24 protein-coding genes are annotated in these 25098 nt (G+C 70.9%); 10 read left to right on the top strand and 14 right to left on the bottom strand.

Annotated features, from left to right (window positions below; genetic code table 11):
• Nucleotides 1–54: 54 nt before the first annotated feature.
• A complete protein-coding gene (locus NVS89_RS08780) occupies nucleotides 55–936 on the top strand; it encodes a 3-hydroxybutyryl-CoA dehydrogenase (RefSeq protein ID WP_258732235.1) in 882 nt (293 codons plus the stop codon).
• Between the two features lie 27 nt (nucleotides 937–963).
• On the opposite strand, the gene NVS89_RS08775 is transcribed toward NVS89_RS08780, so the two are convergent.
• Together NVS89_RS08775 and tlpA are read right to left on the bottom strand one after the other, a co-directional pair.
• Nucleotides 964–1872 carry a DMT family transporter gene (locus NVS89_RS08775; RefSeq protein ID WP_258732380.1) on the bottom strand — a complete coding sequence of 303 codons (909 nt, stop codon included), beginning with the start codon at nucleotides 1870–1872 and terminating at the stop codon, nucleotides 964–966.
• A gap of 205 nt (nucleotides 1873–2077) precedes the next feature.
• Nucleotides 2078–2863 (bottom strand): thiol:disulfide interchange protein TlpA, encoded by a 786-nt coding sequence (gene tlpA / locus NVS89_RS08770; protein WP_258732234.1) that lies wholly within the window; start codon nucleotides 2861–2863, stop codon nucleotides 2078–2080.
• 27 nt (nucleotides 2864–2890) lie between these two features.
• On the opposite strand from tlpA, the gene argH reads away from it, so the two are divergent.
• Complete coding sequence (argH, locus tag NVS89_RS08765) at nucleotides 2891–4273, top strand: argininosuccinate lyase (RefSeq protein WP_258732232.1); 1383 nt, start codon at nucleotides 2891–2893, stop codon at nucleotides 4271–4273.
• Nucleotides 4274–4296: 23 nt separating this feature from the next.
• Here the strand turns inward: argH and NVS89_RS08760 are convergent, their stop codons facing one another.
• Nucleotides 4297–6564 (bottom strand): heavy metal translocating P-type ATPase, encoded by a 2268-nt coding sequence (locus tag NVS89_RS08760; protein WP_258732231.1) that lies wholly within the window; start codon nucleotides 6562–6564, stop codon nucleotides 4297–4299.
• Between the two features lie 66 nt (nucleotides 6565–6630).
• Between NVS89_RS08760 and NVS89_RS08755 the strand changes: the two genes are divergently transcribed.
• The gene (locus NVS89_RS08755) at nucleotides 6631–7098 is read left to right on the top strand and encodes a MerR family transcriptional regulator (protein WP_258732230.1); all 468 of its coding nucleotides are present in this window, start codon (nucleotides 6631–6633) and stop codon (nucleotides 7096–7098) included.
• 6 nt (nucleotides 7099–7104) lie between these two features.
• Here the strand turns inward: NVS89_RS08755 and NVS89_RS08750 are convergent, their stop codons facing one another.
• The 4 genes from NVS89_RS08750 to NVS89_RS08735 all read right to left on the bottom strand — a co-directional run bounded on the left by NVS89_RS08750 (nucleotide 7105) and on the right by NVS89_RS08735 (nucleotide 11402).
• Entirely contained in the window at nucleotides 7105–8139 is a 1035-nt protein-coding gene (locus NVS89_RS08750) for a trans-3-hydroxy-L-proline dehydratase (protein ID WP_258732229.1), read from the bottom strand.
• Nucleotides 8140–8148: 9 nt separating this feature from the next.
• A complete protein-coding gene (locus NVS89_RS08745) occupies nucleotides 8149–9150 on the bottom strand; it encodes a 4-hydroxyproline epimerase (protein WP_258732227.1) in 1002 nt (333 codons plus the stop codon).
• A 31-nt stretch (nucleotides 9151–9181) separates the two neighbouring features.
• Nucleotides 9182–10426: an NAD(P)/FAD-dependent oxidoreductase gene (locus NVS89_RS08740; RefSeq protein WP_258732226.1), complete on the bottom strand. Its 1245-nt coding sequence runs from the start codon at nucleotides 10424–10426 to the stop codon at nucleotides 9182–9184.
• Between the two features lie 79 nt (nucleotides 10427–10505).
• Complete coding sequence (locus NVS89_RS08735) at nucleotides 10506–11402, bottom strand: dihydrodipicolinate synthase family protein (protein WP_258732225.1); 897 nt, start codon at nucleotides 11400–11402, stop codon at nucleotides 10506–10508.
• A gap of 97 nt (nucleotides 11403–11499) precedes the next feature.
• Between NVS89_RS08735 and NVS89_RS08730 the strand changes: the two genes are divergently transcribed.
• Together NVS89_RS08730 and NVS89_RS08725 are read left to right on the top strand one after the other, a co-directional pair.
• Nucleotides 11500–12198 (top strand): GntR family transcriptional regulator, encoded by a 699-nt coding sequence (locus tag NVS89_RS08730; protein ID WP_258732224.1) that lies wholly within the window; start codon nucleotides 11500–11502, stop codon nucleotides 12196–12198.
• Nucleotides 12199–12475: 277 nt separating this feature from the next.
• Nucleotides 12476–13441 (top strand): tripartite tricarboxylate transporter substrate binding protein, encoded by a 966-nt coding sequence (locus tag NVS89_RS08725; protein WP_258732222.1) that lies wholly within the window; start codon nucleotides 12476–12478, stop codon nucleotides 13439–13441.
• Here the strand turns inward: NVS89_RS08725 and NVS89_RS08720 are convergent.
• Nucleotides 13418–14335, bottom strand: a complete 918-nt coding sequence (locus NVS89_RS08720) for a LysR family transcriptional regulator (RefSeq protein WP_258732221.1) — start codon at nucleotides 14333–14335, stop codon at nucleotides 13418–13420. The two genes, NVS89_RS08725 and NVS89_RS08720, sit on opposite strands and share 24 nt — an antisense overlap.
• Nucleotides 14336–14480: 145 nt before the next feature.
• Here NVS89_RS08720 and NVS89_RS08715 point away from each other — a divergent pair, with 145 nt between their 5' ends.
• Nucleotides 14481–15971, top strand: a complete 1491-nt coding sequence (locus NVS89_RS08715) for a CoA-acylating methylmalonate-semialdehyde dehydrogenase (protein ID WP_258732220.1) — start codon at nucleotides 14481–14483, stop codon at nucleotides 15969–15971.
• A gap of 103 nt (nucleotides 15972–16074) precedes the next feature.
• Here NVS89_RS08715 and NVS89_RS08710 read toward each other — a convergent pair whose 3' ends face one another.
• The 5 genes from NVS89_RS08710 to NVS89_RS08690 all read right to left on the bottom strand — a co-directional run bounded on the left by NVS89_RS08710 (nucleotide 16075) and on the right by NVS89_RS08690 (nucleotide 19880).
• Nucleotides 16075–16314 carry a hypothetical protein gene (locus tag NVS89_RS08710; RefSeq protein ID WP_258732219.1) on the bottom strand — a complete coding sequence of 80 codons (240 nt, stop codon included), beginning with the start codon at nucleotides 16312–16314 and terminating at the stop codon, nucleotides 16075–16077.
• A gap of 90 nt (nucleotides 16315–16404) precedes the next feature.
• A complete protein-coding gene (locus NVS89_RS08705; protein ID WP_258732218.1) occupies nucleotides 16405–16785 on the bottom strand; it encodes a hypothetical protein in 381 nt (126 codons plus the stop codon).
• A 50-nt stretch (nucleotides 16786–16835) separates the two neighbouring features.
• Complete coding sequence (locus NVS89_RS08700; protein ID WP_258732217.1) at nucleotides 16836–17771, bottom strand: prephenate/arogenate dehydrogenase family protein; 936 nt, start codon at nucleotides 17769–17771, stop codon at nucleotides 16836–16838.
• The gene (locus NVS89_RS08695) at nucleotides 17761–18903 is read right to left on the bottom strand and encodes a pyridoxal phosphate-dependent aminotransferase (RefSeq protein WP_258732216.1); all 1143 of its coding nucleotides are present in this window, start codon (nucleotides 18901–18903) and stop codon (nucleotides 17761–17763) included. The genes NVS89_RS08700 and NVS89_RS08695 overlap by 11 nt, the downstream gene beginning before the upstream one ends.
• Nucleotides 18904–18941: 38 nt before the next feature.
• Nucleotides 18942–19880: a chorismate mutase gene (locus NVS89_RS08690; protein ID WP_258732215.1), complete on the bottom strand. Its 939-nt coding sequence runs from the start codon at nucleotides 19878–19880 to the stop codon at nucleotides 18942–18944.
• A 133-nt stretch (nucleotides 19881–20013) separates the two neighbouring features.
• Here NVS89_RS08690 and metX point away from each other — a divergent pair, with 133 nt between their 5' ends.
• Nucleotides 20014–21204 (top strand): homoserine O-acetyltransferase MetX, encoded by a 1191-nt coding sequence (gene metX / locus NVS89_RS08685; RefSeq protein ID WP_258732214.1) that lies wholly within the window; start codon nucleotides 20014–20016, stop codon nucleotides 21202–21204.
• Nucleotides 21205–21218: 14 nt separating this feature from the next.
• Complete coding sequence (gene metW, locus NVS89_RS08680) at nucleotides 21219–21902, top strand: methionine biosynthesis protein MetW (RefSeq protein WP_374114544.1); 684 nt, start codon at nucleotides 21219–21221, stop codon at nucleotides 21900–21902.
• Nucleotides 21903–21918: 16 nt separating this feature from the next.
• Here the strand turns inward: metW and NVS89_RS08675 are convergent, their stop codons facing one another.
• Nucleotides 21919–22662 carry a class I SAM-dependent methyltransferase gene (locus NVS89_RS08675; RefSeq protein WP_258732213.1) on the bottom strand — a complete coding sequence of 248 codons (744 nt, stop codon included), beginning with the start codon at nucleotides 22660–22662 and terminating at the stop codon, nucleotides 21919–21921.
• A 243-nt stretch (nucleotides 22663–22905) separates the two neighbouring features.
• On the opposite strand from NVS89_RS08675, the gene NVS89_RS08670 reads away from it, so the two are divergent.
• Together NVS89_RS08670 and infA are read left to right on the top strand one after the other, a co-directional pair.
• Complete coding sequence (locus NVS89_RS08670; RefSeq protein WP_258732212.1) at nucleotides 22906–24576, top strand: DEAD/DEAH box helicase; 1671 nt, start codon at nucleotides 22906–22908, stop codon at nucleotides 24574–24576.
• A gap of 207 nt (nucleotides 24577–24783) precedes the next feature.
• Nucleotides 24784–25065: a translation initiation factor IF-1 gene (gene infA / locus NVS89_RS08665; RefSeq protein ID WP_013168254.1), complete on the top strand. Its 282-nt coding sequence runs from the start codon at nucleotides 24784–24786 to the stop codon at nucleotides 25063–25065.
• Nucleotides 25066–25098: the final 33 nt, after the last annotated feature.

The following is a 25098-nucleotide window of genomic DNA, read 5'->3' as shown; positions in this document are numbered from 1 at the left end:
GGGCGGCATCGGCGGACAGCAGCGACGGACAGACCAGGCGGGACAAGGTCAACCATGGCTTTCGAGATCAAGAGCGTCGGCATCATCGGCGCCGGCCAGATGGGCAACGGCATCGCGCATGTGTGCGCGCTGGCGGGCTACGACGTGGTGCTGAACGATCTCGAAATCGACCGCGTGAAGTCGGGCCTCGCCACCATCAACGGCAACATGGTCCGGCAGGTCGCCAAGGGCCTGTACTCCGAGGACGACAAGCAGTCCGCGCTGACGCGCATCCGCGGCACCGACCAGACCACGGACCTCGCCGACGTCGACCTGCTGATCGAGGCCGCGGTCGAGAAGGAGGAGGTGAAGCGCAAGATCTTCGCCACCGTCTGCCCGTTCCTGAAGCCGGAGACGATCCTCGCCACCAACACCTCGTCGATCTCCATCACCCGGCTCGCCGCCTCCACCGACCGGCCGGAGCGCTTCATCGGCATTCACTTCATGAATCCGGTGCCGCTGATGCAGCTCGTCGAGCTGGTGCGCGGCATTGCCACCGAGGACGAAACCTTCGAGCTCGCCAAGCTCTTCGTCACCCGGCTCGGCAAGACCTATGCGGTGGCGGAGGACTTCCCCGCCTTCATGGTCAACCGCATCCTGCTGCCGATGATCAACGAGGCGATCTACACGCTGTACGAGGGGGTCGGCTCGGTCGACGCCATCGACACCGCGATGCGGCTCGGCGCCAACCACCCGATGGGCCCGCTGCAGCTCGCCGACTTCATCGGCCTCGACACCTGCCTGTCGATCATGCAGGTGCTGCACGAGGGGCTGGCCGATTCCAAGTACCGGCCCTGCCCGCTGCTGGTGAAATATGTCGAGGCCGGCTGGCTCGGCCGCAAGACCCAGCGCGGCTTCTACGACTATCGCGGCGAGAAGCCGGTCCCGACCCGCTAGCACCCGTTCCGGTCTACAAAAAGCGCCTCACCGCCCGGCGCGGACCCGTCCCGCGACCCACCGCACCGGCCGCCCGTCGATCGCCGCCAGCCCGAGCGCGATCAGGCCGAAGCCGGCGACCTCGCGCGGCTCCAGCGCCTCGCCGAGGAACAGCGCGCCGAGCAGGATCGCGCTCACTGGCACCAGCAGCGTCACCAGCGAGATGTTGGTCGCCCCGTTCCGCGCCACGATGCGGAAGAACAGGACGTAGGCGATCCCGGTCGAGAGCACGCCGAGCCCGGCCAGCGCGGCAAGCGCGGTGGCCGACGGCACGGGCAGGCTCCAGGGCCGCTCGACCAGCGCCACCACCGGCAGCAGGATCAGGCTCGCCGCCGTGAGCTGAAGCAGCGCCATGGCGAGCGGGGGCAGCCCGCGGAAGCGCCGGGCGTAGACCGCGGCGAAGCCGTAGGAGACCGTCGCGCCGATCGCTGCGAGCTGGGCGGGAAGCTGGTGGCCGCCGAGCTCGCCCAGCAGCGCCGGCCCCATCATCACCGCCACCCCGGCAAAACCGAGCCCGACCCCGGCCAGCTTGCTGGCCGAGAGCTTCTCGTCCCGGGTGAAGGCCTGCGCCACCAGCACGGTGAACAGCGGCGTCGCCGCGTTGAGGATCGCCGACAGGCCGCTCGGCAGGTGCTGCTGCGACCAGGCGATCAGGCCGAACGGGATGACGTTGTTCAGCATCGCCAGCCCGGCGATGCCGAGCGCCAGCCCCAGGGTGAGGCGGAAGCGGACCCCGCTCGCGAGCGTCACCGCCAGCAGCACCAGCGCGCCGATGCCGACCCGGCCGAGCACCATGGTGAGCGGCGGCATCTCGGCGATGGCGATCTTGCCGAAGAAGAACGAGCCGCCCCAGATCAGCCCCAGCAGGGCGAGCACCGCCCAGTCGCCGGCGGACATGGGCTGCGGGGCCGTGCCGGAAGCGGGTGCCGGCGCGCGCGGCGCCGTGCCGATGGCGTCGCGGCCGGCGGCGGGCGGGCGTCCGTGGTCGCGGGAGAGGGACAAGGGCGCGGGCTCCTGACGCGGGTGCGCCGCCATAGCGCCTTATCGCGCCCGGCGCGACCCGAAACCGCCCGCCTGCCCGTTCGGCATCAGAACGTCGGTCCTAGGATTTCGGCCCGGCATCGGACAGCGCGGCGCGGATCAGCGCCTGTGCGTCCTCGCTCGCCCATTCCGCCGGGCCGGCGATATGGCCGATCTCGCAGCCATCGGCGGTCACCAGCATGGTCGTGGGCAGGCCGAAGCCGCGCCCGACGGCCCGGAGGTCCTGGAAGCTCTGCGCCTTGGGGTCGGCGTAGAGCGCGAGGTTCTGCACCCCGATCTCCTTCATGAAGCTCTTCGGCTTGTCCGGGTCGCGGGTGTCGATGTTGATCGCCACCACCTCGAAGTCGGTCCCGCCCGCCGTGCCGCCCACCTTGTCGCCGCCCATCGCGCCCTGCAGCGCGTCGAGCGCGGGCATCTCCTTGCGGCACGGCACGCACCAGGTGGCCCACACATTGACCAGCTTCAGCCCGTTCCCGCCCACGGCCGAAAGCCGCGTCGCCTTGCCCTGCGCGTCGAGGAAGGCGAGGTCGGGAATGCGGGTCGGGCTGAGCGTCGGGGCGAAGGCGGCGAGCTCGCCCTTGGCGAGGTCGGCGATGCGCCTCCCGGTCTCGCTCGCCGCCGCGCACGTGGCGTCGCTCCCCGCGGACGGGGTGGCGGACGGGGCCGGCGCGCTCGCAACGACGTTGCGCGCTCCACCTTCAATCCCGTATACGCCTGCCAGCCCGGCGGCAGCGCCGAGAACGACGGCGGCCACCAGGATCAGGGCAACGCGCCCCTTCGGGCGGCCCGGCCCCGTCCCGTCGGCCGGGCCGGCGGCCGGCGGCGTGTTCTCAGGTCGTTCGGTCATGACCGTCCTCGCGGAGAAAAAGTCAACATGAGCAACAAGATGTGGGGCGGCCGTTTCGAGACCGGCCCCGACGCGATCATGGAGGAGATAAACGCCTCCATCGGCTTCGACCAGCGCCTGTTCGCGCAGGACATAGCCGGCTCGAAGGCGCATGCCTCGATGTTGGCGGCCCAGGGCATCATCGAAAAAGCTGATGCCGAAAAGATCCTCGCAGGTCTAGACACGATCCTGTCAGAGATCGAATCGGGCGGCTTCACCTTCCAGCGGGCGCTTGAGGACATCCACATGAACGTGGAATCGCGCCTCGCCGCGCTGATCGGCCCGCCGGCCGGCCGCCTGCACACGGCGCGCTCGCGCAACGACCAGGTGGCGACCGACTTCCGGCTCTATGTGCGCGACACCATCGACACGCTCGACGCCCAGGTCCGCGACCTGCAGCAGGCGCTGGCGGAGAAGGCGCTGATCCATTCCGGCACGGTGATGCCGGGCTTCACCCATCTGCAGACCGCGCAGCCCGTGACCTTCGGCCACCATCTGCTCGCCTATGTCGAGATGCTCGGGCGCGACCGCGGCCGGCTGGCGGATGCCCGCGCACGGCTGAACGAATGCCCGCTCGGCGCGGCCGCGCTCGCCGGCACCTCGTTCCCGATCGACCGCGCGGCCACCGCCAAGGCGCTCGGCTTCGACCGCCCGACCGCGAACTCGCTGGATTCGGTGTCCGACCGCGACTTCGTGCTGGAGACGCTGGCGGCGGCCTCGATCTGCGCCATGCACATGACCCGCTTCGCCGAGGAAGTGGTGATCTGGACCTCGCCGCTGACCGGCCTGCTCAAGCTCTCCGACCGCTTCACCACCGGCTCCTCGATCATGCCGCAGAAGCGCAACCCGGACGCCGCCGAGCTGGTGCGCGCCAAGATCGGGCGCATCGCCGGCGCCTTCTCCGGGCTGCTCATGGTGATGAAGGGCCTGCCGCTCGCCTATGCCAAGGACATGCAGGAGGACAAGGAAGGCGCCTTCGACGCCCTCTCCACTCTCTCGCTGATGATCGCCGCCACGGCGGGCATGGTGCGCGACATGGTGCCGGACGAGGCGAACCTGAAGGCCGCCGCCGGCCAGGGCTATTCCACCGCCACCGATCTCGCCGACTGGCTGGTGCGGGTGCTCGGCCTGCCCTTCCGCGAGGCCCATCACGTCACCGGCCGCATCGTCGCACTGGCGGCGGCGAAGGGCGTGGCGCTGCACCGGCTGCCGCTGGGCGAGATGCAGGAGGTCGAGCCGCGCATCACCGAGGAGGTGTTCGGCGTGCTCTCCGTGGTCAAGTCGGTGGCGAGCCGCACCTCCTATGGCGGCACCGCGCCGAAGAACGTGCGCAGCCAGGCCAAGCGCTGGCTGAAGCAACTCGCCAAATAGAGAGGGCGTTGGCCGGCGGGCGCTCAGTCCGCCCGCCGCCCCAGCAGCCGGAGCGCGTTGGCCGTCACCAGCACGGTCGCCCCCGTATCGGCCAGGATCGCAGGCCACAGGCCGGTGATGCCGGCGATGGTGGTGACGAGGAACACCGCCTTCAGCCCCAGCGCGATGGCGATGTTCTGGTGGATGTTGCGCATGGTCGCCCTGGACAGCGCGATCATCGCCGCCACGTCGCCGACCCGCCCGTGCAGAACTGCCGCATCCGCCGTCTCCAGTGCCACGTCGGTGCCCCCGCCCATGGCGATGCCTACATCGGCGGTGGCGAGCGCAGGCGCGTCGTTGATGCCGTCGCCGACCTTGGCGACCTTGAGCCCGCTCGCCTTCTGCTCGCCGACGATGCGCTGCTTGTCGGCCGGCATCAGCCCGGCGCGCACCTCGATGCCGAGATCGCGGCCGATCGCCCGCGCCGTGCGCTCATTGTCGCCGGTGAGCATCAGCGTGCGGATGCCCGCCTGGGCGAGGCTGGCGAGGCCCTCCGCGGCATCGGCGCGCGGCTCGTCGCGCATGGCGATCAGCCCCTGCGCGGCGCCGTCGGCCAGCAGCACCGCGACCGTCTTGCCGTCGTCGTTGAGGCGCTCGATCGCCGCCTGCTGCTCCGCCGACAGGCTGGCGCGGGCCATCGCGGCCTTGGGCGAGCCGAGGAACAGCGCCGCCCCGTCCACCGTGCCGCTCACGCCCTCGCCGCTCGCCGCACCGGCGTCGCGCACCGGCGCCGGCTCTATGCCGCGCGCCTGCGCCTCGGCGAGGACCGCGCTCGCCAGCGGATGGGTCGAGCCCGCCTCCAGCGCGGCGGCGCGGCCGAGCAGCGCGGCCTCGTCACCTTCGAAGGCCACAATGTCGGTCACCTTCGGCTTGCCCTCGGTCAGCGTGCCGGTCTTGTCGAGCGCCACCAGGCCGACGAGCCGCAGCGTCTCCAGCACCGCCCCGCCCTTGATCAGCAGGCCGCGCCGCGCGCCGGCGGCGAGACCCGCGGCGATGGCGGCCGGGGTCGAGATGACCAGTGCGCAGGGGCAGCCGATCAGCAGTATGGCGAGCCCCTTGTAGATCCATTCGTCCCAGGCGGCGCCGGCGACGAGCGGCGGCACGACGGCGATCAGCGCCGCCAGCACCACCACGAACGGCGTGTACCAGCGCGAGAAGCGGTCGATGAAACGCTCGGTCGGCGCCTTGCTCTCCTGCGCTTCCTCGACGAGGCGTACGACGCGGGCGATGGTGTTGTCGGAAGGCTCGGTGGTGGCGCGCACGGTGAGCGCGGCCTCGCCGTTCACCGTGCCGGCGAACACCGGGTCGCCCGCGGCCTTGGCCACCGGCACGCTCTCGCCCGTCACCGGCGCCTCGTTGACCGAGCTCGCGCCCTCGATCACCTCGCCGTCGGCCGGAATCCGCTCGCCCGGGCGCACCAGAATGGTCGCGCCGACGGTGAGGCTCTCGGCCGGCACCTCGCGGGTCGCCCCGTTCTCGACGAGGCGCGCGGTCTTCGGCACCAGGGCGGTGAGCGAGCGGATGCTCTCGCGCGCCCGCCCGGCGGCGACACCCTCGAGCAGCTCGCCGACCAGAAACAGGAACACCACCGCCGCCGCCTCCTCGCCGGCGCCGATGATCACCGCGCCGACGGCGGCGATGGTCATCAGCATCTCGATCGAGAACGGCGTGCCGGCAAGCGCGGCCATCACCGCGCGGCGGGCGATCGGCACCAGCCCGACCAGCAGCGCGGCGATGAAGATCCAGGGATCGAGCACCGGCACGAAATGGCCGGCGACATAGGCCGCCGCCAGCGCGGCGCCGCAGACCAGCGTCAGGCGCGCCTTGCCGGTCTGCCACCACGGCACGTCGCTCGGCAGGTGGCTGTGCGCATGGCCGGCCGGCGCGCGCGCCGCCTCGCCATGGGAATGGCCGTGCGCGTGATCGTGGTCGTGCGCGTGGTCGTGATCATGATGGTCATGATCGTGATGAGCGTGGTCGTGCCCGTCGCACGGGCCGTGGCCATGGCCCTTCGCGGCGGGCCCGGGATCGTTCCCGGCCGCCAGCGGCATGATGGTGTAGCCGAGGCCGGAGACCCGCCGCTCCAGCACGGCGAGGTCCGCGCCCTCGTGCTCGACCGTCATGGTGCCGGCCGTGACCGAGACCGACACCTCCTCCACGCCCTTCACCCGGCGCACCGCGGTGTCGATCTTGGACGCGCAGGACGCGCAGTCCATGCCATCGATACGGTAGCGGGTCTTCAGCGCCGACATGATCCACCTCTTGTCTCAGTGTCGGCGCGAGCCTAATTCCTCTAGCGACTAGAGGAGCAAGCGCGAATGACGAGCGAGAACGAAGGCCGCTTCAGCATCGGCGAGGTCGCGCGCGCGAGCGGCGTGAAGGTGCCGACCATCCGCTACTACGAGGAGATCGGCCTGCTGCCGGCCCCGCCGCGCACCGAGGGCGGGCGCCGGGCCTATGGCGAGTCCGATCGGCACCGGCTGGCCTTCATCCGCCATGCCCGCGAGCTCGGCTTCGAGATCGAGGCGATCCGCACCCTGCTCCAGCTCCAGGACCGGCCGGAGCAGTCCTGCGCCGTCGCCGACGCCATCGCCCGCGACCACCTCGCCGAGGTGGAGCGCCGCATCGCCAGCCTCACTGCGCTGAAGGCGGAGCTGGCGCGCATGGTGGAAGGCTGCTCGCACGGCCATGTGGGCGAGTGCCGGGTGATCGAGATCCTCGCCGACCACAATGAATGCCGGCACCATCACCACGGCGCGGCCGCGCCGGCCGGCGTTGGCGGCTGAGATCGCTCAGGGCTCCCAGACCGGCCAGGTGTCGGAGAGCCGGTAGCCCGAGGGCCACGGGTCGTCGGGGTCGACCATGAGCTGGGCGGTGTGGGTGAGGAAGGCCCGGCCGCTGATCGCCGGCACGATGGCCGGCCGGCCGCCGATGGTGGTTTCGCGCTCGATCCGGCAGTCGAAGCGCGAATCGATGATCGAGCGGCCGATGAAGCCATCGCCCACCTTCAGCACCCCCTTGGCGTGCAGCACCGCCATCCGCGCCGAGCAGCCGGTGCCGGTCGGCGAGCGGTCGATCTTGCCGGGGCGGATGGCCACCGCGTTGGCCCCGCTGGCGATGCCGTCCTCATGGGTGAGCGGGGCGGCGAACTGGCAGAACGAGATGTGGTCCCATTCCGCGTTCTCCGGGTGGCGGAAGCCGAGCTGCGCGTTGGCCGCCTTCACGATCCGCATCCCGGTCTCGGCGAGGTCCCTGGCCTCGTCCGGGCGGATGGAAAAGCCCAGCGCCTTTGCGTCGACGATGACGAAGCTGTCGCCGCCATAGGCGGTGTCGACCGTGAGCGTGCCGAGCCCTTCCACCTCCAGCCGGGCGTCGAGCCGGTCGGCGAAGGAGGGGTGGTTGAGGACGGTGATGCGCCGCGCCTTGCCGCCCGCGCAGTCGGCCGTCACCTCGATAAGCCCGCCCGGCGCCTCCAGCACCATGCGCGTCTGCGGCTCTTCCATCGGCACGATGCCGGTGTCGAGCAGCACCGTCGCCACGCAGATGGCGTTCGAGCCCGACATGGGCGGCGTGTCCTCGGGCTCCATGATGATGAAGCCCATCCGGGCGCGCGGGTCCTTGGGCGGCACTAGCAGGTTCACGTGCCGGAACACCCCGCCGCGCGGCTCCTGCAGCACGAAGTTGCGCAGGCCCTTGTCGCTGGCGATGAAGCGCGACTGCGCCCACAGCGTCTCGCCCGGCGGCGGGGCGACGCCGCCGACGATGACGTCCCCGACCTCGCCCTCCGCATGGCAGCCGACGATGTGGATGAGCCTCGACGAGCGCATGGCGATCCTTCAGACCACGACGAAGCCGTGCGCGAACGGGTCGCGCTCGTCGATGAAGAGGGTGTTGAAGCCGGTCATCCGCGCCCAGCCGCCGATGGAGGGGATGATCGCCTCGCGGTCCCCCACCTTCGCCGCCGCCTCGACCCGCCCGCGGAACAGCGAGCCGATGATGCTCTCATGCACGAACTCGTCGCCGACCTTCAGCCGGCCGAGCGCGGCGAGCTGGGCCATGCGCGAGGAGGTGCCGGTGCCGCAGGGCGAGCGGTCGATCGCCTTGTCGCCATAGAACACCGCATTGCGCGCATGCGCCTCGTTGTGGCGCGGCAACCCGGTCCACAATATGTGCGACAGGCCGCGAATATCCGGCATCGTCGGGTGCACGAATTCATACTTGGCGTTGAGCGCGCGGCGCAGCGCCCCGCTCATGCCGATCAGCTCGCCGGCGGTGAAGTCGGACATGTCGCGATAGCCGTCCTGCGGCTCGACGATGGCGTAGAAATTCCCGCCATAGGCGACGTCGACGCTGATCTCGCCGAGGCCCGGGCAGTCGGCGCTCAGGCCCTGCGCGTAGAGGAAGGCGGGCACGTTGGTGATGCGCACCTCCTCCACATACTGGCCTTCCTGCCGGTATTCGGCCTTCACCACCCCGGCCGGCGTGTCGAGCATCAGCACGCCCGGCACGCGCGGCGTGACCAGCCCGTGCTCGATCGCCATGGTGACGGTGCCGATGGTGCCGTGCCCGCACATGGGCAGGCAGCCCGACGTCTCGATGAACAGGATCGCGACGTCGCAGTCCGGCCGCGTCGGCGGGTAGAGGATCGAGCCCGACATCATGTCGTGGCCGCGCGGCTCGAACATCAGCCCGGTGCGGATCCAGTCGTAGTCGCGAAGGAAATGCGCCCGCTTCTCCAGCATGGTGGCGCCCTCGAGCGCCGGCCCGCCGCCGGCGACGAGCCGGACCGGATTGCCGCAGGTGTGGCCGTCTATGCAGAAGAAGCTGTGTCGCGCCATGGGGTGAGCTCGATATCAGAAGCGGTCGGGGTCAGAAGCGGTCGGGACGGAACGGGTCGAGCGGGATGGCCGGGCTGCGGCCGGTCACGAGGTCGGCCACCAGCCGGCCGGTGCCCGCGCTCTGGGTGAGGCCGAGATGGCCGTGGCCGAAAGCATAGACCACTCGGGGCGAGGCGGCCGAGCGGCCGATGACCGGCAGGCTGTCGGGCAGCGAGGGGCGAAAGCCCATCCACTGCCGCCCGCCCGTCGTCCTCAGCCCCGGGAGAAAAGCGGCGGCTTTCTTCAGCATCGCCTCGGAGCGGGCGAAATTGGGCGGCGCGCGAAGCCCGCCGAGCTCGACCGCGCCGCCGACGCGGATGCCGGTCGCGAGCGGCGTGACCACGAAGCCGTGACCGCCGAAGGTGAGCTGGCGCCTCAGATCGAAGGCGCCGGCGGGCAGGGTGGTGTTGTAGCCGCGCTCGGTTTCCAGCGGTACGCGGTCGCCCAGCATCGTCGCCAGCGGGCGCGACCAGGCGCCGGCGGCGAGCACCACATGGCCCGCCTCCAGCGCGCCGCCATCGGCCAGCCGCACGCGCACCCGCTCGCCCTGCGGCTCGAGCGCGCTCACCTCGCCATGCGAGATCGCCGCGCCGCGCGCCATCACCGCGTCGAACAGCGCCAGCGCGAAATGATAGGGATCGTCGACCGTCTTCCAGTGCGGGGTGAAGGTGCCGGCGGTGAAGCGCGGCGACAGGCCGGGCTGCAGCTCGGCGAGCCGCGCCCCGCGCACATGCTCGAAGGCGATGCCTTCCGCCTCGCGCGCGGTCCAGCCCGGCAGCGCGGCGGCAAGTTCCGCCTCGCTCTCATAGAGCTGGAGATTGCCGTCGCCGCGCAGCCGGCCGGAAAGCCCGGCCTCGCGCACCATCGCCTCCATCGCGCCGGAGGCAACCTGCATCAGCGCGCTCTGGGCGGCGATCGAGCGCGCCTGCCGGTCCGGCAGGCTGGCGCGCCAGAAGCGCAGCAGCCACGGCGCGAGGCGCGGCAGGTAGCAGGGCGGGATCGACAGCGGGCCGAGCGGGTCGAGCAGCCAGCGCGGTGCCTTGCGCAGGATGCCGGGCGAGGCCAGCGGCAGGATGTCGGTGAAGGCGAGGGCGCCGGCATTGCCCATGCTCGCGCCCTCGGCGACGCCGCCGCGCTCGACCAGCCGCACCTTCAGGCCCTCGCCCTGCAGGTGGAAGGCCGAGGCGAGGCCGACGATGCCGGCACCGATGACGATGATGTCGTCCGAGGCGGACATGGAGCGCTCGTTCAGGCGGGAGGCACCGGCGCCGTCCCTGAAGGCCGGGGCGCGCGGGCGCCGCCGGCCCGGAAGGCCGTCACGCCGCCTTGGCGAGCAGCGGCCGGGTGGCCAGCGCCTCGGCGACGATCTTCTCGACCTTGGCGCGCTGCTCGCCTTCCAGCGGCAGGCGCGGGGCGCGCACATGCTCGGTGGTGCCGGTCACCAGCGCCTCGACCAGCTTCAGGTTCTGCACCAGGTAGCTCGACACGTCGAGGTCGAGCAGCGGGCGGAACCAGCGGTAGATCGCCAGCGCCTCGGCATAGCGCCCGGCCTTCATCAGCCGGTAGATCGCGACCGTCTCCTCCGGGAAGGCGATGACGAGGCCGGCGACCCAGCCCACCGCGCCCACCGCCAGCGCCTCGAAGGCGAGGTTGTCGACGCCGGTGAACACGTCATAGCGCTCGCCCAGTGCGTTGATGATGTCGGTGGTGCGGCGGATGTCGTCGGAGGATTCCTTGATCGCGACGAAGCGGGAATCCTTCGCCAGCTCCTCCAGGATCTCGACCGTCACGTCGACCCGGTAGGCGATGCGGTTGGAATAGATCATCACCGGCAGGTCGCCCGCCTCGGCCACCGCCTTCAGCGTGGCGACCGTTTCCTTCGGGTTGGTGTGGTAGACGAGGCTCGGCACCACCATCAGGCCCGAGGCGCCGGCCCTGGCGGCGCGGGAGGCGAGCGTTGCGCAGTCGCGCGTCGCCGCGTCCGCGATGGTCATCAGCACCGGGCGGGCGCCGGCCACCGACTGGGCGAGCGCCAGCACCTCGAGCCGCTCGTCATGGGAGAGCATCGGCCCCTCGCCGAGCGAGCCGTTGACGATCAGCCCGTCGACGCCCGCCGCGATCTGGCGCGCGAAGCAGCGCTCCATCTCCTTGTGATCGAGGGCGCCAGCCTCGGTGAACTTGGCGGTAACGGCCGGAAGCACACCTGCCCACATGGGTCAGCTCCTGCGGTGATGGGGATTTCGGCCTGAGCATCTGTTTTTTGGATCCAATTTGCAATATCCTTTTTTGAGTTCGGGAGAGGATGAGGCGATGAAGGTCCGGTCCGTCGATATCGGCCAGATGGCGTCCGCCTCGGAGGTGATCTTCGAGGCGCTGCGCGAAGCCATCGTCAAGGGCGACCTGACGGAGGGCGAGGCGCTGCGCCAGGACCGCATCGCGCGCATGTTCAACGTCAGCCGCATCCCGGTGCGCGAGGCGCTGACCCGGCTCGAGGAACAGGGCCTCGTCTCGACCCAGCGCTATCGCGGCGCCGTCGTCACCACCCTCTCGACCGAGGAGGTGAGCGAGATCTTCGAGTACCGCGCGCTGCTGGAGCCGGAGATGCTGAAGGCCTCGGTGCCGCGCATGACGGACGAGGCGCTGCGCCGGGCGCGGCAGATCGCGGCCGCCTTCGCGAGCGAGCCCGACAGCGTGCACTGGGGCGAACTCAACCGCGACTTCCACTACGCGCTCTATGAGGCCGCCAACCGCCCCTATTTCCTGCAGGCCATCAACGCGGCGCTGGACCGGGTCGACCGCTACTCGCGGATCCAGCTCGTCATGACCGACGGCATGGAGCGCGCGCGGCGCGAGCACGAGGCGATCCTCGCCGCCTGCGAGGCGCGCGATGCCACCCGCGCGGCCGAGCTGACCCGCGAGCACATTCGCGGCGCCGGCCGCTCGCTGGTGGATTTCCTGGTCCGCAGCCGCGCCGAGCGCGACGGGACGGCTTCGCGCGCGAGCGCCTGAATCCGCCCGGCCGCTGCCGCCCGCTCCTCCCGCAATCGTGTCTTAACCTCGCCGCAGGTCGGGGCGAGGCTGCTCCGCGCGCATCCCGCGCGTGGACAGGAGAGACTGTAGTACTATAGTATAGTTTCACACGAATTTCGTGTTGTTCATGTGACACCCGGGCGCCGAAGCACCGGTGCCACGCGTGAACCCTTGGCGCCTGCCCTTACGAAAGGTTATGCCGGCCGGGGTCGACCTTTCCGCGGCAGTGGCGCAGGCTTTGAATACGCAAGAACTTATGGACCGTCGCCTGTTCATTGCCGGAGCGGCCGCGACGCTCGCGGGGACGCAAGCGGCCCGGGGCCAGCCCGGGCCCCCGGCGCTCGACCCGCTGACGCTGTTCGTCCCCTCGACCCGGGGCGGCGGATGGGACCGCACGGCAAGAGCGATGCAGGAAAGCCTGATCGAGAGCGGCGCGGTCGCCGATGTCGGGCTGCTCTACGAAACCGCAGGCGCCGCCGCCGGCATCGCCGATTTCCTCACCCGCTATCACGGCCGGCCCGACACGCTGCTCGTCGGCGGGCTCGGCATGATCGGCGCCGTGCTGCTCGGCCGCGTCCCCGCCGATCTCTCCCGCCTCACGCCGATCGCCCGGCTGACCAACGAGTACATGGTGCTTGCGGTCGCGCATGACTCGGAGACCGATTCCCTGCGCGATATCCTCGCCGAGCTGGCCCACCATCCCGGCTCGGTCAGCTTCGCCGGCGGCAATCGCGGCAATGTCGACCATCTGTTCGTCGGCCTGATCGGTCGCGCGGCCGGCGTCCGCGCGAGCGCCATTCCCTACCGCGCCTTCGTCGGCGGCAAGGGCGCGGTCGACTATGTGACGTCCGGCGGGGCCGACTGCGTGGTGGACAGCCTCAGCGCGCTGCAGGACGACATCGCGATCGGCCGGCTGCGCGGGCTGGCCATCTCCTCGCCGCAGCGCCTGCCCGGCATCGCCATTCCCACCTGCTTCGAGCAGGGCGCCGACATCGAGATCTCCAACTGGCGCGGCGTGTTCGCGCCGCCCGGCGTCGACGCGGCGGACGCCGCCCGCCTGCAGGCGATGGTCGGGCGCATGCTCGCGAGCCTCGCCTGGCGCGCCGCGCTGTTCCAGTACAGCTGGTCGAGCGACGTGCTGATCGGCCCGCCCTTCCGCATCTTCCTCAATGCCGAGCTGGCGCGGGTGCGCAGCCTGCTATCCGGCTTCGGCCTGCGCTGACGCCGCCGGCGCGGACACGAACAGGTGCCGCGTCTCGCGCACCGCCGCGACGATGAAGCCCTCCACCTCGCGGATGCGCCGCAATTCGTGGATGTCGGCATGGGTGACGAGCCAGTAGGCGCGCCGGAAGCTCAGCTCCGGCAGCAGCGGCACCAGCTCCTCGTGACCGCGCGCGGCATAGTCGTGCAGGATGCCGACCCCGGCGCCGGCGCGCACCGCCTCCATCTGCCCGACCACGCTGGCGCATTCCAGCCGCCGCGCCTCGATCTCGCGCAGCGCCTCGAAATAGTCGAGCGCCGGGCTGTAGACGAGGTCGGCGACATAGGTCACCAGCAGCCTTCCGTTGAGGTCGGCCAGCCGGTCGATCGGCCCGGTGCGGGCGAGATAGTCGCGCGAGGCGTAGACGCTGAGGCTGTAGTCGGTGAGCTTGCGCGCCACCAGCCGCCCCTCGGCCGGGCGCTGCAGCGTGACCGCGATGTCCACTTCGCGCTTGGGCAGCGAGAAGCTGCGCGGCAGCGGCGCGAGCTGGATCGTCAGCCCCGGATGCTCCTCGGCGAGGCGCCCGAGCCGGGAGGCGAGGAAATAGGTGCCGAACCCGTCCGGCGCGCCGATCCGCACCGTGCCGGCAAGCGCGAGGTCGACATTGCCGAGCGCCGCCTGCGCCTGCAGCATCTGCGTCTCCACCCGCTCGGCATGGACGAGCAGCCGCTCGCCGGCGGGGGTGAGCTCGCTGCCGGTGGTGCGCCGCTCCAGCAGCTTGGCGCCGAGGCTGGCCTCGAGCGCGCCGAGCCGGCGCCCGACCGTGGCATGGTCGAGCCCGAGCTGGCGCGCCGCCGCCAGCATCTGGCCGGCGCGCGCCACGGCGAGGAAGATGCGCAGGTGATCCCAGTCCATGAGCCCGATTTGGCCTTTCCGTGCACAACGGATGGGAAATCATGGCCGTTGAAGTGAGAAGTTTCAACAAGCACAACGCTGCCATCCCATTCCCGCGCGCATGCCCGCTGGGTCATGCCCGAATTTGCCCTTAGGAGAGGTCGCGATGGCGGTCATCGGTCATTACATCGGCGGCAGGCTTGCCACCACCACGGGCCGCAGCGCCCCGGTCTTCGATCCGTCCACCGGCGCCCAGTCCGGCGAGGTGCTGCTCGCCTCCGCCGCGACGACGGGCGAGGCGGTCGCCGCGGCCGCCGGCGCCTTCCCCGCCTGGGCCGACACCCCGCCGCTGACCCGCGCGCGCATCCTGTTCAAGTTCAAGGCGCTGCTGGACCGCGACATCGACGCGATCGCCACCGCGATCACGAAGGAGCACGGCAAGACCTTCGAGGACGCCAAGGGCGAGGTCACGCGCGGCATCGAGGTGGTCGAGTTCGCCTGCGGCATCCCGCACCTGATGCGCGGCGACTTCACCGAGCAGGTCGCGCGCGGGGTCGACGTGTTCTCCGCCCGCCACCCGGTAGGCGTGGTCGCGGGCATCACCCCGTTCAACTTCCCGGCCATGGTGCCGATGTGGATGTTCCCGGTGGCGCTCGCCTGCGGCAACACCTTCGTGCTCAAGCCCTCCGAGAAGGACCCGACCGCCTCGCTGATGCTGGCCGAGCTGCTGGCCGAGGCCGGGCTGCCGGCCGGCGTGTTCAACGTGGTGCAGGGCGACAAGGAGGCGGTCGACGCGCTGCTGACGCATCCCGACGTCGCGGCGGTGAGCTTCGTCGGCTCCACCGCGATCGGCGAGTATGTCTACAAGACCGCCGCCGCGCACGGAAAGCGCGCGCAGGCGCTGTGCGGGGCGAAGAACCACCTCGTCGTCATGCCCGACGCCGACCTCGACAAGACCGTCGACGCGCTGATGGGCGCGGGCTACGGCTCGGCCGGCGAGCGCTGCATGGCGGTCTCGGTCGCGGTGGCGGTCGGGGGCGTGGGCGACGCGCTGATGGAGAAGCTGGTGCCGAAGGTGCGCGGGCTGAAGGTTGGCCCCGGCCTCGACCGCGACAGCGAGATGGGCCCGCTGGTGACGAAAGAGCACCTCGCCAAGGTCTCGGGCTATGTCGACACTGGCGTCGCCGAGGGCGCCGAGCTGGTGGTCGACGGGCGCGGCCTGAAGCTGCAGGGCTACGAGGACGGCTACTTCATCGGCGGCTGCCTGTTCGACCGGGTGACGCCGCAGATGAAGATCTACAAGGAAGAGATCTTCGGCCCCGTCCTTTCGGTGGTCCGCGTCGACCGCTTCGACGAGGCGCTGAAGCTGGTCAACGACCACGAGTACGGCAACGGCGCCGCCATCTTCACCCGCGACGGTGATTCCGCCCGCGCCTTCGACCGCGACGCCAAGGCGGGCATGATCGGCATCAACGTGCCGATCCCGGTGCCGGTGGCGTTCCATTCCTTCGGCGGCTGGAAGCGCTCGGTGTTCGGCGACCGCAACGTCTACGGCATGGAGGGCGTGGGCTTCTATACCAAGATGAAGACCACCACCGCCCGATGGCCGACCGGCATCCGCGAGGGCGCCCAGTTCGTCATGCCGACGACGGGGTGAGGCGCCGCAAGGCTCCTGACCCGGCTAACGAACTTGAAATGCCCGGCATGATGCCGGGCATTTTTATCTCACGGCGATACGACCACGATACGTCTCGGGGCCGTCATCCGTTGCCGATGATCTTGCTCATGTTCATCGTTGTGGACTGCCCTGCCGCCTTCGCGCGCTTGGCCCGAGCGCCATCTCCGACGATCGTGCCGTCGATTGGCCCGCCATCGCCCTGAATGTCGCCGGCACGCGCCGCCGAGCCATTTCCGATGATCTTGTTATCGAGGATTTGCGTGCCCGGATTCGTGTTGTCGCTGGGGTCTTGGAACACCGGGTCGTGAAGCTTCGACTTCATGGGTGCCTCCTCTGTCGACAAGCGATCACGCCTGCCGCGGGAGAGGATGCGATCGGCCTGTGTTGTCTTCGTGGCCAGATGGACGGCACCCTAACGCTTCATATTCGGGCAGACGAACGGCACCTTGGGGCGCGAATAGCGGTGCTCCACCACGTCAGGACCGGCCTTCACCTTCAGGGTGAGATCGGTGGCGGTGAGCTTGGTGACGGTAGCCGAGACCCTCGCGCCATCTTCGTCCCACGAGACGGCGTTCGGCGCGGTGCGCGTCCATTTGCGCAGGGCGTAGGTCTCCCAGCACGAATCCATCAAGAGCGTGCCGTCGGTGAAGAAGACGAGCATCGTGCCGGGCATCTTGTTCGCCGGATTGGCCTCGACCCAGACGCGGCCGGTGAGCGAATCGACGCCCTGCGCCCGGGCCGCGGGCGCGGCAAGAAGAGCGAGGGTCAGCGCGGCGGCGGCGGTCATTTTCATCGGGCAACCTTTCGGCAAGAGAATCGGCGCGGGGGGCGCCGACGCCATGGTCACCCCCGCTCGCGGCCGAAATCCGGCGCCGCCGTCTCCTGGCCGATCTCGATGATCGAGCGGCGGATGGCGCGGGTGCGGGTGAACAGCTCGAACAGCTTGTCGCCCTCGGCCCAGCGGATCGCCCGCTGCAGCGCGATCAGGTCCTCGGTGAAGCGGCCCAGCACCTCGAGCACCGCCTCGCGGTTGTTGAGGAACACGTCGCGCCACATGGTCGGGTCGGAGGCCGCGATGCGGGTGAAGTCGCGGAAGCCGCCGGCCGAGTACTTGATCACCTCGGACTGCGTGACCTCCTCGAGGTCCGCCGCCGTGCCGACGATGTTGTAGGCGATCAGGTGCGGCACGTGCGAGGTGATGGCGAGCACCAGATCGTGGTGCTCCACGCTCATGGTCTCGACATTGGCGCCCATCGCGGTCCACAGCCCGGTGAGCCGCGCCACCGCGTCGGGGTCCGCGTCCTCCGGCGGGGTGAGGATCGACCAGCGGTTCCGGAACAGGGTGGCAAAGCCCGCATCGGGGCCGGAATATTCGGTACCCGCCACCGGATGGCCGGGAATGATGTGCACGCCTTCGGGCAGGTGCGCGCGCAGCGCGGTGAACACCGCGCCCTTCACCGAGCCGACGTCGGAGACGATGGCGCCGGGCTTCAGATGCGGCGCGATCGCCTCGGCGGCCGCGCCCATGGCGCCGACCGGCACGCACAATATGACGATGTCCGCGTCGGCCACCGCCTCGGCCGGGGTCGCGGCCACCTCATCGGCGATGCCGAGCTCGCCGACGCGCGCGCGCACCGCCTCGGCCGCGTCATAGGCGACCAGCGTGCCGGCGAGGCTTCGCGCGCCCGCCGCGCGCAGGATCGACGAGCCGATCAGGCCGATGCCGATGACGACGAGGCGCCCGAGCAGCGGGCGCGCCAGCGGCGGATCAAGCACCATGGCCCGCGCTCGCTTCGGCCGGCGCGTTGCGGCCCATGAATGCGGAGAGCGCGTCAACCAGCAGCCGGTTCGCCTCCTCGGTGCCGACGGTGAGACGCAGCGCCCCCGGCAGGCCGTAGGCATCGACCCGGCGCAGGATCAGCCCGCGCTGCATCAGGAAGGCGTCGGCCTCGCGCGCGGTCCGGCCCGGCTCGTCGGGGAAATGCACCAGCAGGAAGTTCGCCACGCTCGGCGTGACGTCGAGCCCGAGCGCGGTGAGCTGCTCGGTCAACCAGGGCAGCCACACATCGTTATGCGCCACCGCCGCTTCGACATGGGCGGTGTCGCCCACCGCCGCCGTCGCCGCGGCGATGCCGGGCGCGGAGACGTTGAAGGCGCCGCGGATGCGGTTCACCGCGTCCACCACCTCGGCCGGCCCGTAGAGCCAGCCCACGCGCAGGCTGGCGAGGCCGTGGATCTTGGAGAAGGTGCGCAGCATCACGACGTTGGCGCAGCTCTCGGCGAGCTCGGTGCCCGCCTCGTAATCCTCGCGGTGGACATATTCGGCATAGGCCGAATCGAGCGCCAGCAGCACATGCGGCGGCAGGCCGCGCTGCAGCCGGCGCACCTCCTCGGCCGGGATGTAGGTGCCGGTCGGGTTGTTCGGGTTGGCGAGGAAGACGATGCGCGTGCGTTCGCTCACCGCCGCCAGCAGCGCGTCGACGTCGCTGTGATAGTCCTTCTCCGGCGCCACCACCGGCGTCGCGCCGGCCGCCAGCGTGGCGATCCGGTAGACCAGGAAGCCGTACTGCGAATAGAGCACCTCGTCGCCCGGCCCGGCGAAGGCCAGCGTGGTGAGGGTGATCAGTTCGTCCGAGCCGGTGCCGCAGACGATCCGGGCCGGGTCGAGCCCGTAGGCGGCGCCGATCGCCTCGCGCAGCTTCGTCGAGGAGCCGTCGGGGTAGAATTCGAGCGCGGCAGCGGCGCGGAACGCCTCCATCGCCTTCGGGCTGGGGCCGATCGGCGTCTCGTTGGCCGAGAGCTTGTAGACCTTCACGCCGGCGCCCGCTTCCGCCTTGCCCGGCACATAGGCCTCGATCGCCTGCACCCCGGGACGCGGGACGGGACGGCTGGGGGCGGACGCGGACGACATCGGGGGAACTCCGGGGGAAGAGGGCGGGGGGAAAGCCGTCAGCCCTTCGCGGCCGGATGGGCCGGCTCGGGCTGCGGGGGGTGGGTATAGCGGCTGGCATGGCTGCCGACGAGGGCGGCCGAGCGCACCGAGGCGCCCGAGGCCCGCAGCGCCGCCAGCACCGTGTCGAGCCCCACCTCGCCGCCGAGCGGGATCGAGGCCAGCAGCGCCGCGCCGTCGAGGCTGCGGTCGGGCACGGCCAGCACCTCGGCCAGCGGGGCGAGCGCGCGCGCCGCCTGCGCGGTCCAGCCGGCGACATGCAGGCTCCAGGTCTCGACCTCGGTCACCGCCCCGTCCGTCACCGGATGGGCGATGCAGAATACCGGCAGGCCGGCGGGGTGGTCGGCACGCTCGACGAAGGGCAGGCGGGCGATGATCTTGGGCGCGCTCTCGCTCTCCAGCGCCGTCCACCAGGCGCCGGTGGCGGGCGCGGCGAAGGCCGGTACAAGGCCGAGGTCGCCCTTCGAGCCGGCGACCGCCGCCACCACGCCGGACGCGCCCATATGGGCGACGAAGGGCACGGTGAAGCCGAAATGGAAGCGCGCCGTGTCGCGCATCGCCGCCTCGCCGGTGGCGAGGTCCGCATGGACCGCGTAGGGCGCCTGCACATAGGTGAAGGTCGAGATGATGACCCGCCATATGCCCTCGACCGTGTCGAGCGGGAGGATGCCGCGGTGCCGGTCGACGATGTGGCGCATCATCGAGGCCTCGCGCGCCGGGCGGAAGGCCGAGCCGCCCTCGGCGCCGCGCGAGCGCTTCACCTCGACCAGCCGGTCGATGATCTCGCCGCGCTCGATCAGCAGGGCGTGCATGCCCGCGTCGATGCGGTCGATCTCGGCGCGCAGCGCCGCGAGGTCCACCGTCGCGCCGGCCGGCGCGACGGACGAGGCGGCCTCCGCGGCGGGCCGCTTGACCCCGCTGTCGGTTTTCGTGTCCATGGGCGGATGTCCTAGCGCCGCGCGCGCCGCGCGCAAAACAAAATCTGGCCCTACCCGATATTGACAAGCCGGCACGGTCGGATCATTTGGATCGTTCGATAAAACGAACTCTTCGTCCGGTAGGACGGTAAAGATGGCAGACAGCGTCACGCTCAGTCCCGGCGCCCGCATCGCCGAGCCGGCGCGCGGGGAGGCCGATCATCCCCATTCCCCGGTGGTGCGCTTCGGCGCGGACAGGCCGCTGCGGCTCGATTCCGGCGCCGTGCTGAGCCCGTTCCAGATCGGCTACCAGACCTATGGCACGCTGAACGCGGCGCGCTCCAACGCCATCATGGTCTGCCACGCCCTCACCGCCGACCAGCACGCGGCCAACGTCCATCCCGTCACCGGCAAGCCGGGCTGGTGGGAGACGCTGATCGGGCCCGGCAAGCCGATCGACACCGACCGCTTCTTCGTCATCAGCTCGAACGTGCTCGGCGGCTGCCTCGGCACCACCGGCCCGTCCTCGACCAATCCGGCGACCGGCGCGCCCTACGGGCTCGACTTCCCGGTGGTGACCATCCGCGACATGGTGCGGGCCCAGTCGATGCTGGTCGAGCATCTCGGCATCGAGCGGCTGCTGGCGGTGGTCGGCGGTTCCATGGGCGGCATGCAGGTGCTGCAATGGGCGGCGAGCTACCCCGAGCGCGTCTTCGCCGCCATGCCGATCGCCACCGCCGCGCGCCATTCGGCGCAGAACATCGCCTTCCACGAGGTCGGGCGGCAGGCGGTCATGGCCGATCCGGACTGGCAGGGCGGGCGCTACCTCGCCGCCGGCACCAGCCCGCGCCGCGGGCTCTCGGTCGCGCGCATGGCCGCGCACATCACCTACATGTCGGACGGCTCGCTGCACCGCAAGTTCGGCCGCCGGCTGCAGGACCGCGACGGCCACACCTTCAGCTTCGACGCCGACTTCCAGGTGGAATCCTATCTGCGCCACCAGGGCGAGGCCTTCGTCGACCGCTTCGACGCCAATTCCTATCTCTACGTCACGCGGGCGATGGACTATTTCGACCTCGCGGCCGAGCATGGCGGCGTGCTGGCCAACGCCTTCCGCGGCACCACGACCCGGTTCTGCCTCATCTCCTTCACCTCGGACTGGCTGTTCCCGACGCCGGATTCGCGCGCCGTGGTGCATGCGCTGAATGCCGCCGGCGCCTCGGTCTCCTTCGCCGAGATCGAGACCGACAAGGGCCACGACGCCTTCCTGCTCGACGAGCCGGAGCTGTTCGCGATCACGCGCGGCTTCCTCGACGCGGCGGCGCGCGGCGTCGGCATACGGTGAGCGGGAGGTTCTCGATGGCGCTGCGCGATTTCGGCTTCAGGGCCCCGAAGACCCGCGACCTCACCATGAAGGAGGCGGCGCGCGTCGATTCCGGCGCCCGCGTCGACCTCGTCACCATCGCCGAGATGGTGCAGCCGGGCTCGCGCGTGCTCGACGTCGGCTGCGGCGACGGCGAGCTGATGGAGCTGCTGGCGACGAGCCGCAAATGCGACGCGCGCGGCATCGAGCTCTCGCGCGAGGGCGTCAACGCCAGCGTGTCGCGCGGGCTGGCGGTGATCCAGGGCGACGCCGACATCGACCTCGCCGACTATCCCGACAACGCCTTCGACTACGTGATCCTGTCGCAGACCATCCAGGCCACCCGCCGGCCGCGCTGGGTATTGGAGCAGATGCTGCGCGTGGGCAGCCACGCGGTGGTCTCGTTCCCTAATTTCGGCTTCTGGCGCATGCGGCTCGACCTGCTGCTGAACGGGCGCATGCCGGCGACCGAGAACCTGCCCTATAGCTGGTACGACACGCCGAACATCCATTTCTGCACCATCCGCGACTTCGTCGGGCTGGTGGAGGCGGTCGGCGCGCGGATCGACCACGCGGTGGCGCTGAACGGCTACGGCCAGAAGGTGCGCTTCAACTGGCCCTGGTCGGTGTGGAACCTGGTCGGCGAGCAGGCCGTGTTCCTGCTCTCGCGCAAGGACTGAGGCGCCCGCCCGGCCCTCACCCACGCAGGCCCGCCGGCTGCGGCGCCAGCACCGGCTCCAGCACGGGCACGCGCAGGCGCGCGCTCTTGCGCTTCATCGGCACGGGTTTGTAGACCTGCTTGGTGGCCTCGACGATGTGCACGCCCGCGAAGGGCAGCGACAGCGTGGCGCCGGACCGCTCCCACGCCACCGCCGAGCGCAGGAACCAGTTGCGCCCCACCGGCGGCATGTAGAGCGCCTCGCCCCAGCCGACCGGCGTGAACAGGGCGCGGCGCAGCAGGTCGGTGATCTGCGCCCGCGAGAACGGCCGGCCATGGCCGAACGGGTTGTTGTCGACCCGCGCCCAGACCCCGCGCCGGTTCGGCACCACGCACAGCAGCCGCCCGCCCGGCGCCAGCACGCGCCACGCCTCGCGCAGCATGTCCTCGGCATCCGGGGTCATCTCCAGCAGGTGCACGGCGAGGATGCGGTCGACCATGGCGTCGCGCAGCGGCAGCTCGGTCTCGTCGACCAGCGCGGCTAGCGTGGGCGCGGCGGAGGGCCAGCGCGTCACCCCCTGTGCGCCCGGCATGAAGGCGAGCGTGCGCTCGCACTCCTCGCGGAACACGCCGAGATAGGGCGTCGCATAGCCGATGCCGAGCACGGACAGGCCACGCACATTGTCGAATCGGGCGCGGATCGCGCGTCCGATGAGCCGGCGCGTCACCACGCCGAGGGGCTGGGCATAGAAGCTGCGGAGGTCAACGACGTCAGGAAACATGCTTCAACCTTATAACGCGGACGGTAACGCCTTGAAATCGACACCCATCTGGGCCACATAGGCGCCGTGTACGGGCGCTCGTCCGTATCGGGGCCGCGTTGCTCGACGTCCGCTACGGTTCATCCGCGGCAGTCATCAGCCCTCATCATCCCAATTCATCGACGTCCCAGGCCACGCGGGGTGTCTTATGGACCCTCGTGATCCGCGGTCCGCTCGCCTGTGCGCGCGCGGCCGGGATCGCTTATGAAAGAACGTCGCTTGAACACTTTCGCCGAACTTGGCCTTGCCGAGCCGATCGTCAAGGCCCTTACCGAGGCCGATCACACCGTTCCCACCCCGATTCAGGCCCAGGCCGTGCCGCTGGTGCTGGCCGGCCACGACCTCATCGGCATCGCCCAGACGGGCACCGGCAAGACGGCCGCCTTCGCGCTGCCGATCCTGCATCACCTCGTCACCCAGCGCCGCCGGCCTGAGCGCCGCTCCGCCCGGGTGCTGGTGCTGAGCCCGACCCGCGAGCTTTCCGGCCAGATCCTCGAGAGCTTCCGTCTCTATGGCCGCCATGTGCGTCCCTCCACCGCGCTCGCCATCGGCGGCGTGCCGCTCGGCCGGCAGGCCCGCTCGCTCGCCGGCGGCGTCGACGTGCTGGTCGCCACCCCCGGCCGGCTGGTGGACCTCGTCGAGAACGGCGCGGTGCGCCTCGACATGATCGAGGTGTTCGTGCTGGACGAGGCCGACCAGATGCTGGACATGGGCTTCATCCACGCCATCCGCGCCATCGTCGCCAAGCTGCCGGCCAAGCGCCGCAACCTGTTCTTCTCGGCCACCATGCCGAAGGAGATCGAGAAGCTCGCCGACCAGCTCCTCACCGATCCGGTGCGCGTGGCGGTGACCCCGGTCGCCAAGACCGCCGACAAGATCGAGCAGAAGGTCATCTTCACCGACCGCGCCGGCAAGCCGAACCTGCTGGTCGAGGTGCTCTCGGGCGAAGGGCTCGACCGCGCGCTCGTCTTCTCGCGCACCAAGCACGGCGCCGACCGTGTGGTGAAGGGCCTCGCCGGGGCCGGCATCTCGGCCGAGGCGATCCACGGCAACAAGTCGCAGCCGCAGCGCGAGCGCGCGCTCGCCGCCTTCCGCGACGGCCGCGTCAAGGTGCTGGTGGCGACCGACATCGCCGCCCGCGGCATCGACGTGCCGGGCGTGAGCCATGTCGTGAACTACGACCTGCCGAACGTGCCCGAGAGCTATGTCCACCGCATCGGCCGCACTGCGCGCGCCGGCCGCGAGGGCATCGCCATCTCGTTCTGCGACGGCGAGGAGCGCGCCTTTCTGCGCGAAATCGAGCGCCTGATCCGCATCACCATCCCCTCCGAGGACCGTCGCCCGCCGCGCCGCGAGGGCGCGCCGCGCGAAGCCGGCATCGAGGGCCGCGAGCGCGGTCCGCGCGAGAATCGCGGCGAGGGCCGGGGCGCGCCGCGCGACGGGCGCCGCGGGCCGCGTCCCGAGGGCGAGCGCCCGTTCCAGCGCGGCGGCGAGCGGGGCGGCTTCCGCTCCGAGCGCGGCCCGCGCGAGGGCGAACGCCAGGACGGCGCGCGTCAGGACGGTTCGCGTCAGGACGGTTCGCGTCATGACGGGGCGCGCCGCGAGGGGCACCGGGCCGAAGGTCAGCGCACCGAAGGCCACCGCGCCGACGCGCACCGGGCCGACGGTCCGCGCCGCGAGCGCAGCCGTCCCGAAGGGCTCGTGCGCGCCGAGGGGCGTCCCGACGGCCACCGTCACGAGACCAAGTCCCGGCACGAGGGCGGCAAGCCGCGCCATGAGGGCGGCCGCCACGAGGGCCAGCATCGCGACGGGCAGCACCGCGAGGGCGCCCCGCGCGAGGAGCGTCGCCCGCCGCGCCGCTTCCGCCCGGCCTGAGCCTGACGCGCCCCGACGGGCCGGCCGATGCCGCGCCCGTCCGGGCCGTTCATGCCCCGCGGGCCGGGCGCCGACGCGCCCGTCCCGTGCCGAACCCGCGCGATTTACCGGATTCCTTGCCCCGGAAGCGGCGCGAAGCGAGACAAAACGTCGTCGTCGGGTTATGTGCCTGTCGGCGTAGCCGGCCTAGTCCAATGAGGAGAGCCAATGGCGAAAGAAGAACTGCTCGAGTTCGACGGAACCGTCACCGAAGTTCTGCCCGACGGGAATTTCCGCGTCGTGCTCGATAACGAGCACGAAATCCTTGCCTATGCGGCGGGCAAGATGAAGAAGAACCGCATCCGCACCATTGTCGGCGACCGTGTCGTCGTCGAGATGTCGCCTTACGATCTCGAGCGTGGACGGATCAACTTCCGCCACAAGACCGGTGGTCCGACGCCGCCGATCGGCAGCGGCCAGCGCCGTCCGCCCCCGGGTCGCCGCCGCTGATTCGCCTCATCTTGGTCGCGCGACGCTCCGGCG

Origin of the sequence: Ancylobacter mangrovi (genome assembly GCF_024752355.1) — a bacterium.
GTDB lineage: Bacteria > Pseudomonadota > Alphaproteobacteria > Rhizobiales > Xanthobacteraceae > Ancylobacter > Ancylobacter mangrovi.
Note: the sequence above shows the minus strand (reverse complement) of the source record. Positions and strands in the feature narration are given on the sequence as shown.

Bases quoted from the DNA above. Each gene is read 5' to 3' on its own strand.
- NVS89_RS08760 (WP_258732231.1), bottom strand. From the start codon at position 6,564: ATGTCGGCGCTGAAGACCCGCTACCGTATCGATGGCATGGACTGCGCG.
- NVS89_RS08725 (WP_258732222.1), top strand. From the start codon at position 12,476: ATGGACCGTCGCCTGTTCATTGCCGGAGCGGCCGCGACGCTCGCGGGG.
- NVS89_RS08715 (WP_258732220.1), top strand. From the start codon at position 14,481: ATGGCGGTCATCGGTCATTACATCGGCGGCAGGCTTGCCACCACCACG.
- NVS89_RS08775 (WP_258732380.1), bottom strand. From the start codon at position 1,872: ATGTCCGCCGGCGACTGGGCGGTGCTCGCCCTGCTGGGGCTGATCTGG.
- NVS89_RS08740 (WP_258732226.1), bottom strand. From the start codon at position 10,426: ATGTCCGCCTCGGACGACATCATCGTCATCGGTGCCGGCATCGTCGGC.
- NVS89_RS08755 (WP_258732230.1), top strand. From the start codon at position 6,631: ATGACGAGCGAGAACGAAGGCCGCTTCAGCATCGGCGAGGTCGCGCGC.
- NVS89_RS08720 (WP_258732221.1), bottom strand. From the start codon at position 14,335: ATGGACTGGGATCACCTGCGCATCTTCCTCGCCGTGGCGCGCGCCGGC.
- NVS89_RS08745 (WP_258732227.1), bottom strand. From the start codon at position 9,150: ATGGCGCGACACAGCTTCTTCTGCATAGACGGCCACACCTGCGGCAAT.
- NVS89_RS08735 (WP_258732225.1), bottom strand. From the start codon at position 11,402: ATGTGGGCAGGTGTGCTTCCGGCCGTTACCGCCAAGTTCACCGAGGCT.
- metX (WP_258732214.1), top strand. From the start codon at position 20,014: ATGGCAGACAGCGTCACGCTCAGTCCCGGCGCCCGCATCGCCGAGCCG.
- NVS89_RS08700 (WP_258732217.1), bottom strand. From the start codon at position 17,771: ATGGTGCTTGATCCGCCGCTGGCGCGCCCGCTGCTCGGGCGCCTCGTC.
- NVS89_RS08710 (WP_258732219.1), bottom strand. From the start codon at position 16,314: ATGAAGTCGAAGCTTCACGACCCGGTGTTCCAAGACCCCAGCGACAAC.
- NVS89_RS08695 (WP_258732216.1), bottom strand. From the start codon at position 18,903: ATGTCGTCCGCGTCCGCCCCCAGCCGTCCCGTCCCGCGTCCCGGGGTG.
- NVS89_RS08780 (WP_258732235.1), top strand. From the start codon at position 55: ATGGCTTTCGAGATCAAGAGCGTCGGCATCATCGGCGCCGGCCAGATG.
- NVS89_RS08705 (WP_258732218.1), bottom strand. From the start codon at position 16,785: ATGAAAATGACCGCCGCCGCCGCGCTGACCCTCGCTCTTCTTGCCGCG.
- NVS89_RS08675 (WP_258732213.1), bottom strand. From the start codon at position 22,662: ATGTTTCCTGACGTCGTTGACCTCCGCAGCTTCTATGCCCAGCCCCTC.
- infA (WP_013168254.1), top strand. From the start codon at position 24,784: ATGGCGAAAGAAGAACTGCTCGAGTTCGACGGAACCGTCACCGAAGTT.
- argH (WP_258732232.1), top strand. From the start codon at position 2,891: ATGAGCAACAAGATGTGGGGCGGCCGTTTCGAGACCGGCCCCGACGCG.
- NVS89_RS08690 (WP_258732215.1), bottom strand. From the start codon at position 19,880: ATGGACACGAAAACCGACAGCGGGGTCAAGCGGCCCGCCGCGGAGGCC.
- NVS89_RS08730 (WP_258732224.1), top strand. From the start codon at position 11,500: ATGAAGGTCCGGTCCGTCGATATCGGCCAGATGGCGTCCGCCTCGGAG.
- tlpA (WP_258732234.1), bottom strand. From the start codon at position 2,863: ATGACCGAACGACCTGAGAACACGCCGCCGGCCGCCGGCCCGGCCGAC.
- metW (WP_374114544.1), top strand. From the start codon at position 21,219: ATGGCGCTGCGCGATTTCGGCTTCAGGGCCCCGAAGACCCGCGACCTC.
- NVS89_RS08670 (WP_258732212.1), top strand. From the start codon at position 22,906: ATGAAAGAACGTCGCTTGAACACTTTCGCCGAACTTGGCCTTGCCGAG.
- NVS89_RS08750 (WP_258732229.1), bottom strand. From the start codon at position 8,139: ATGCGCTCGTCGAGGCTCATCCACATCGTCGGCTGCCATGCGGAGGGC.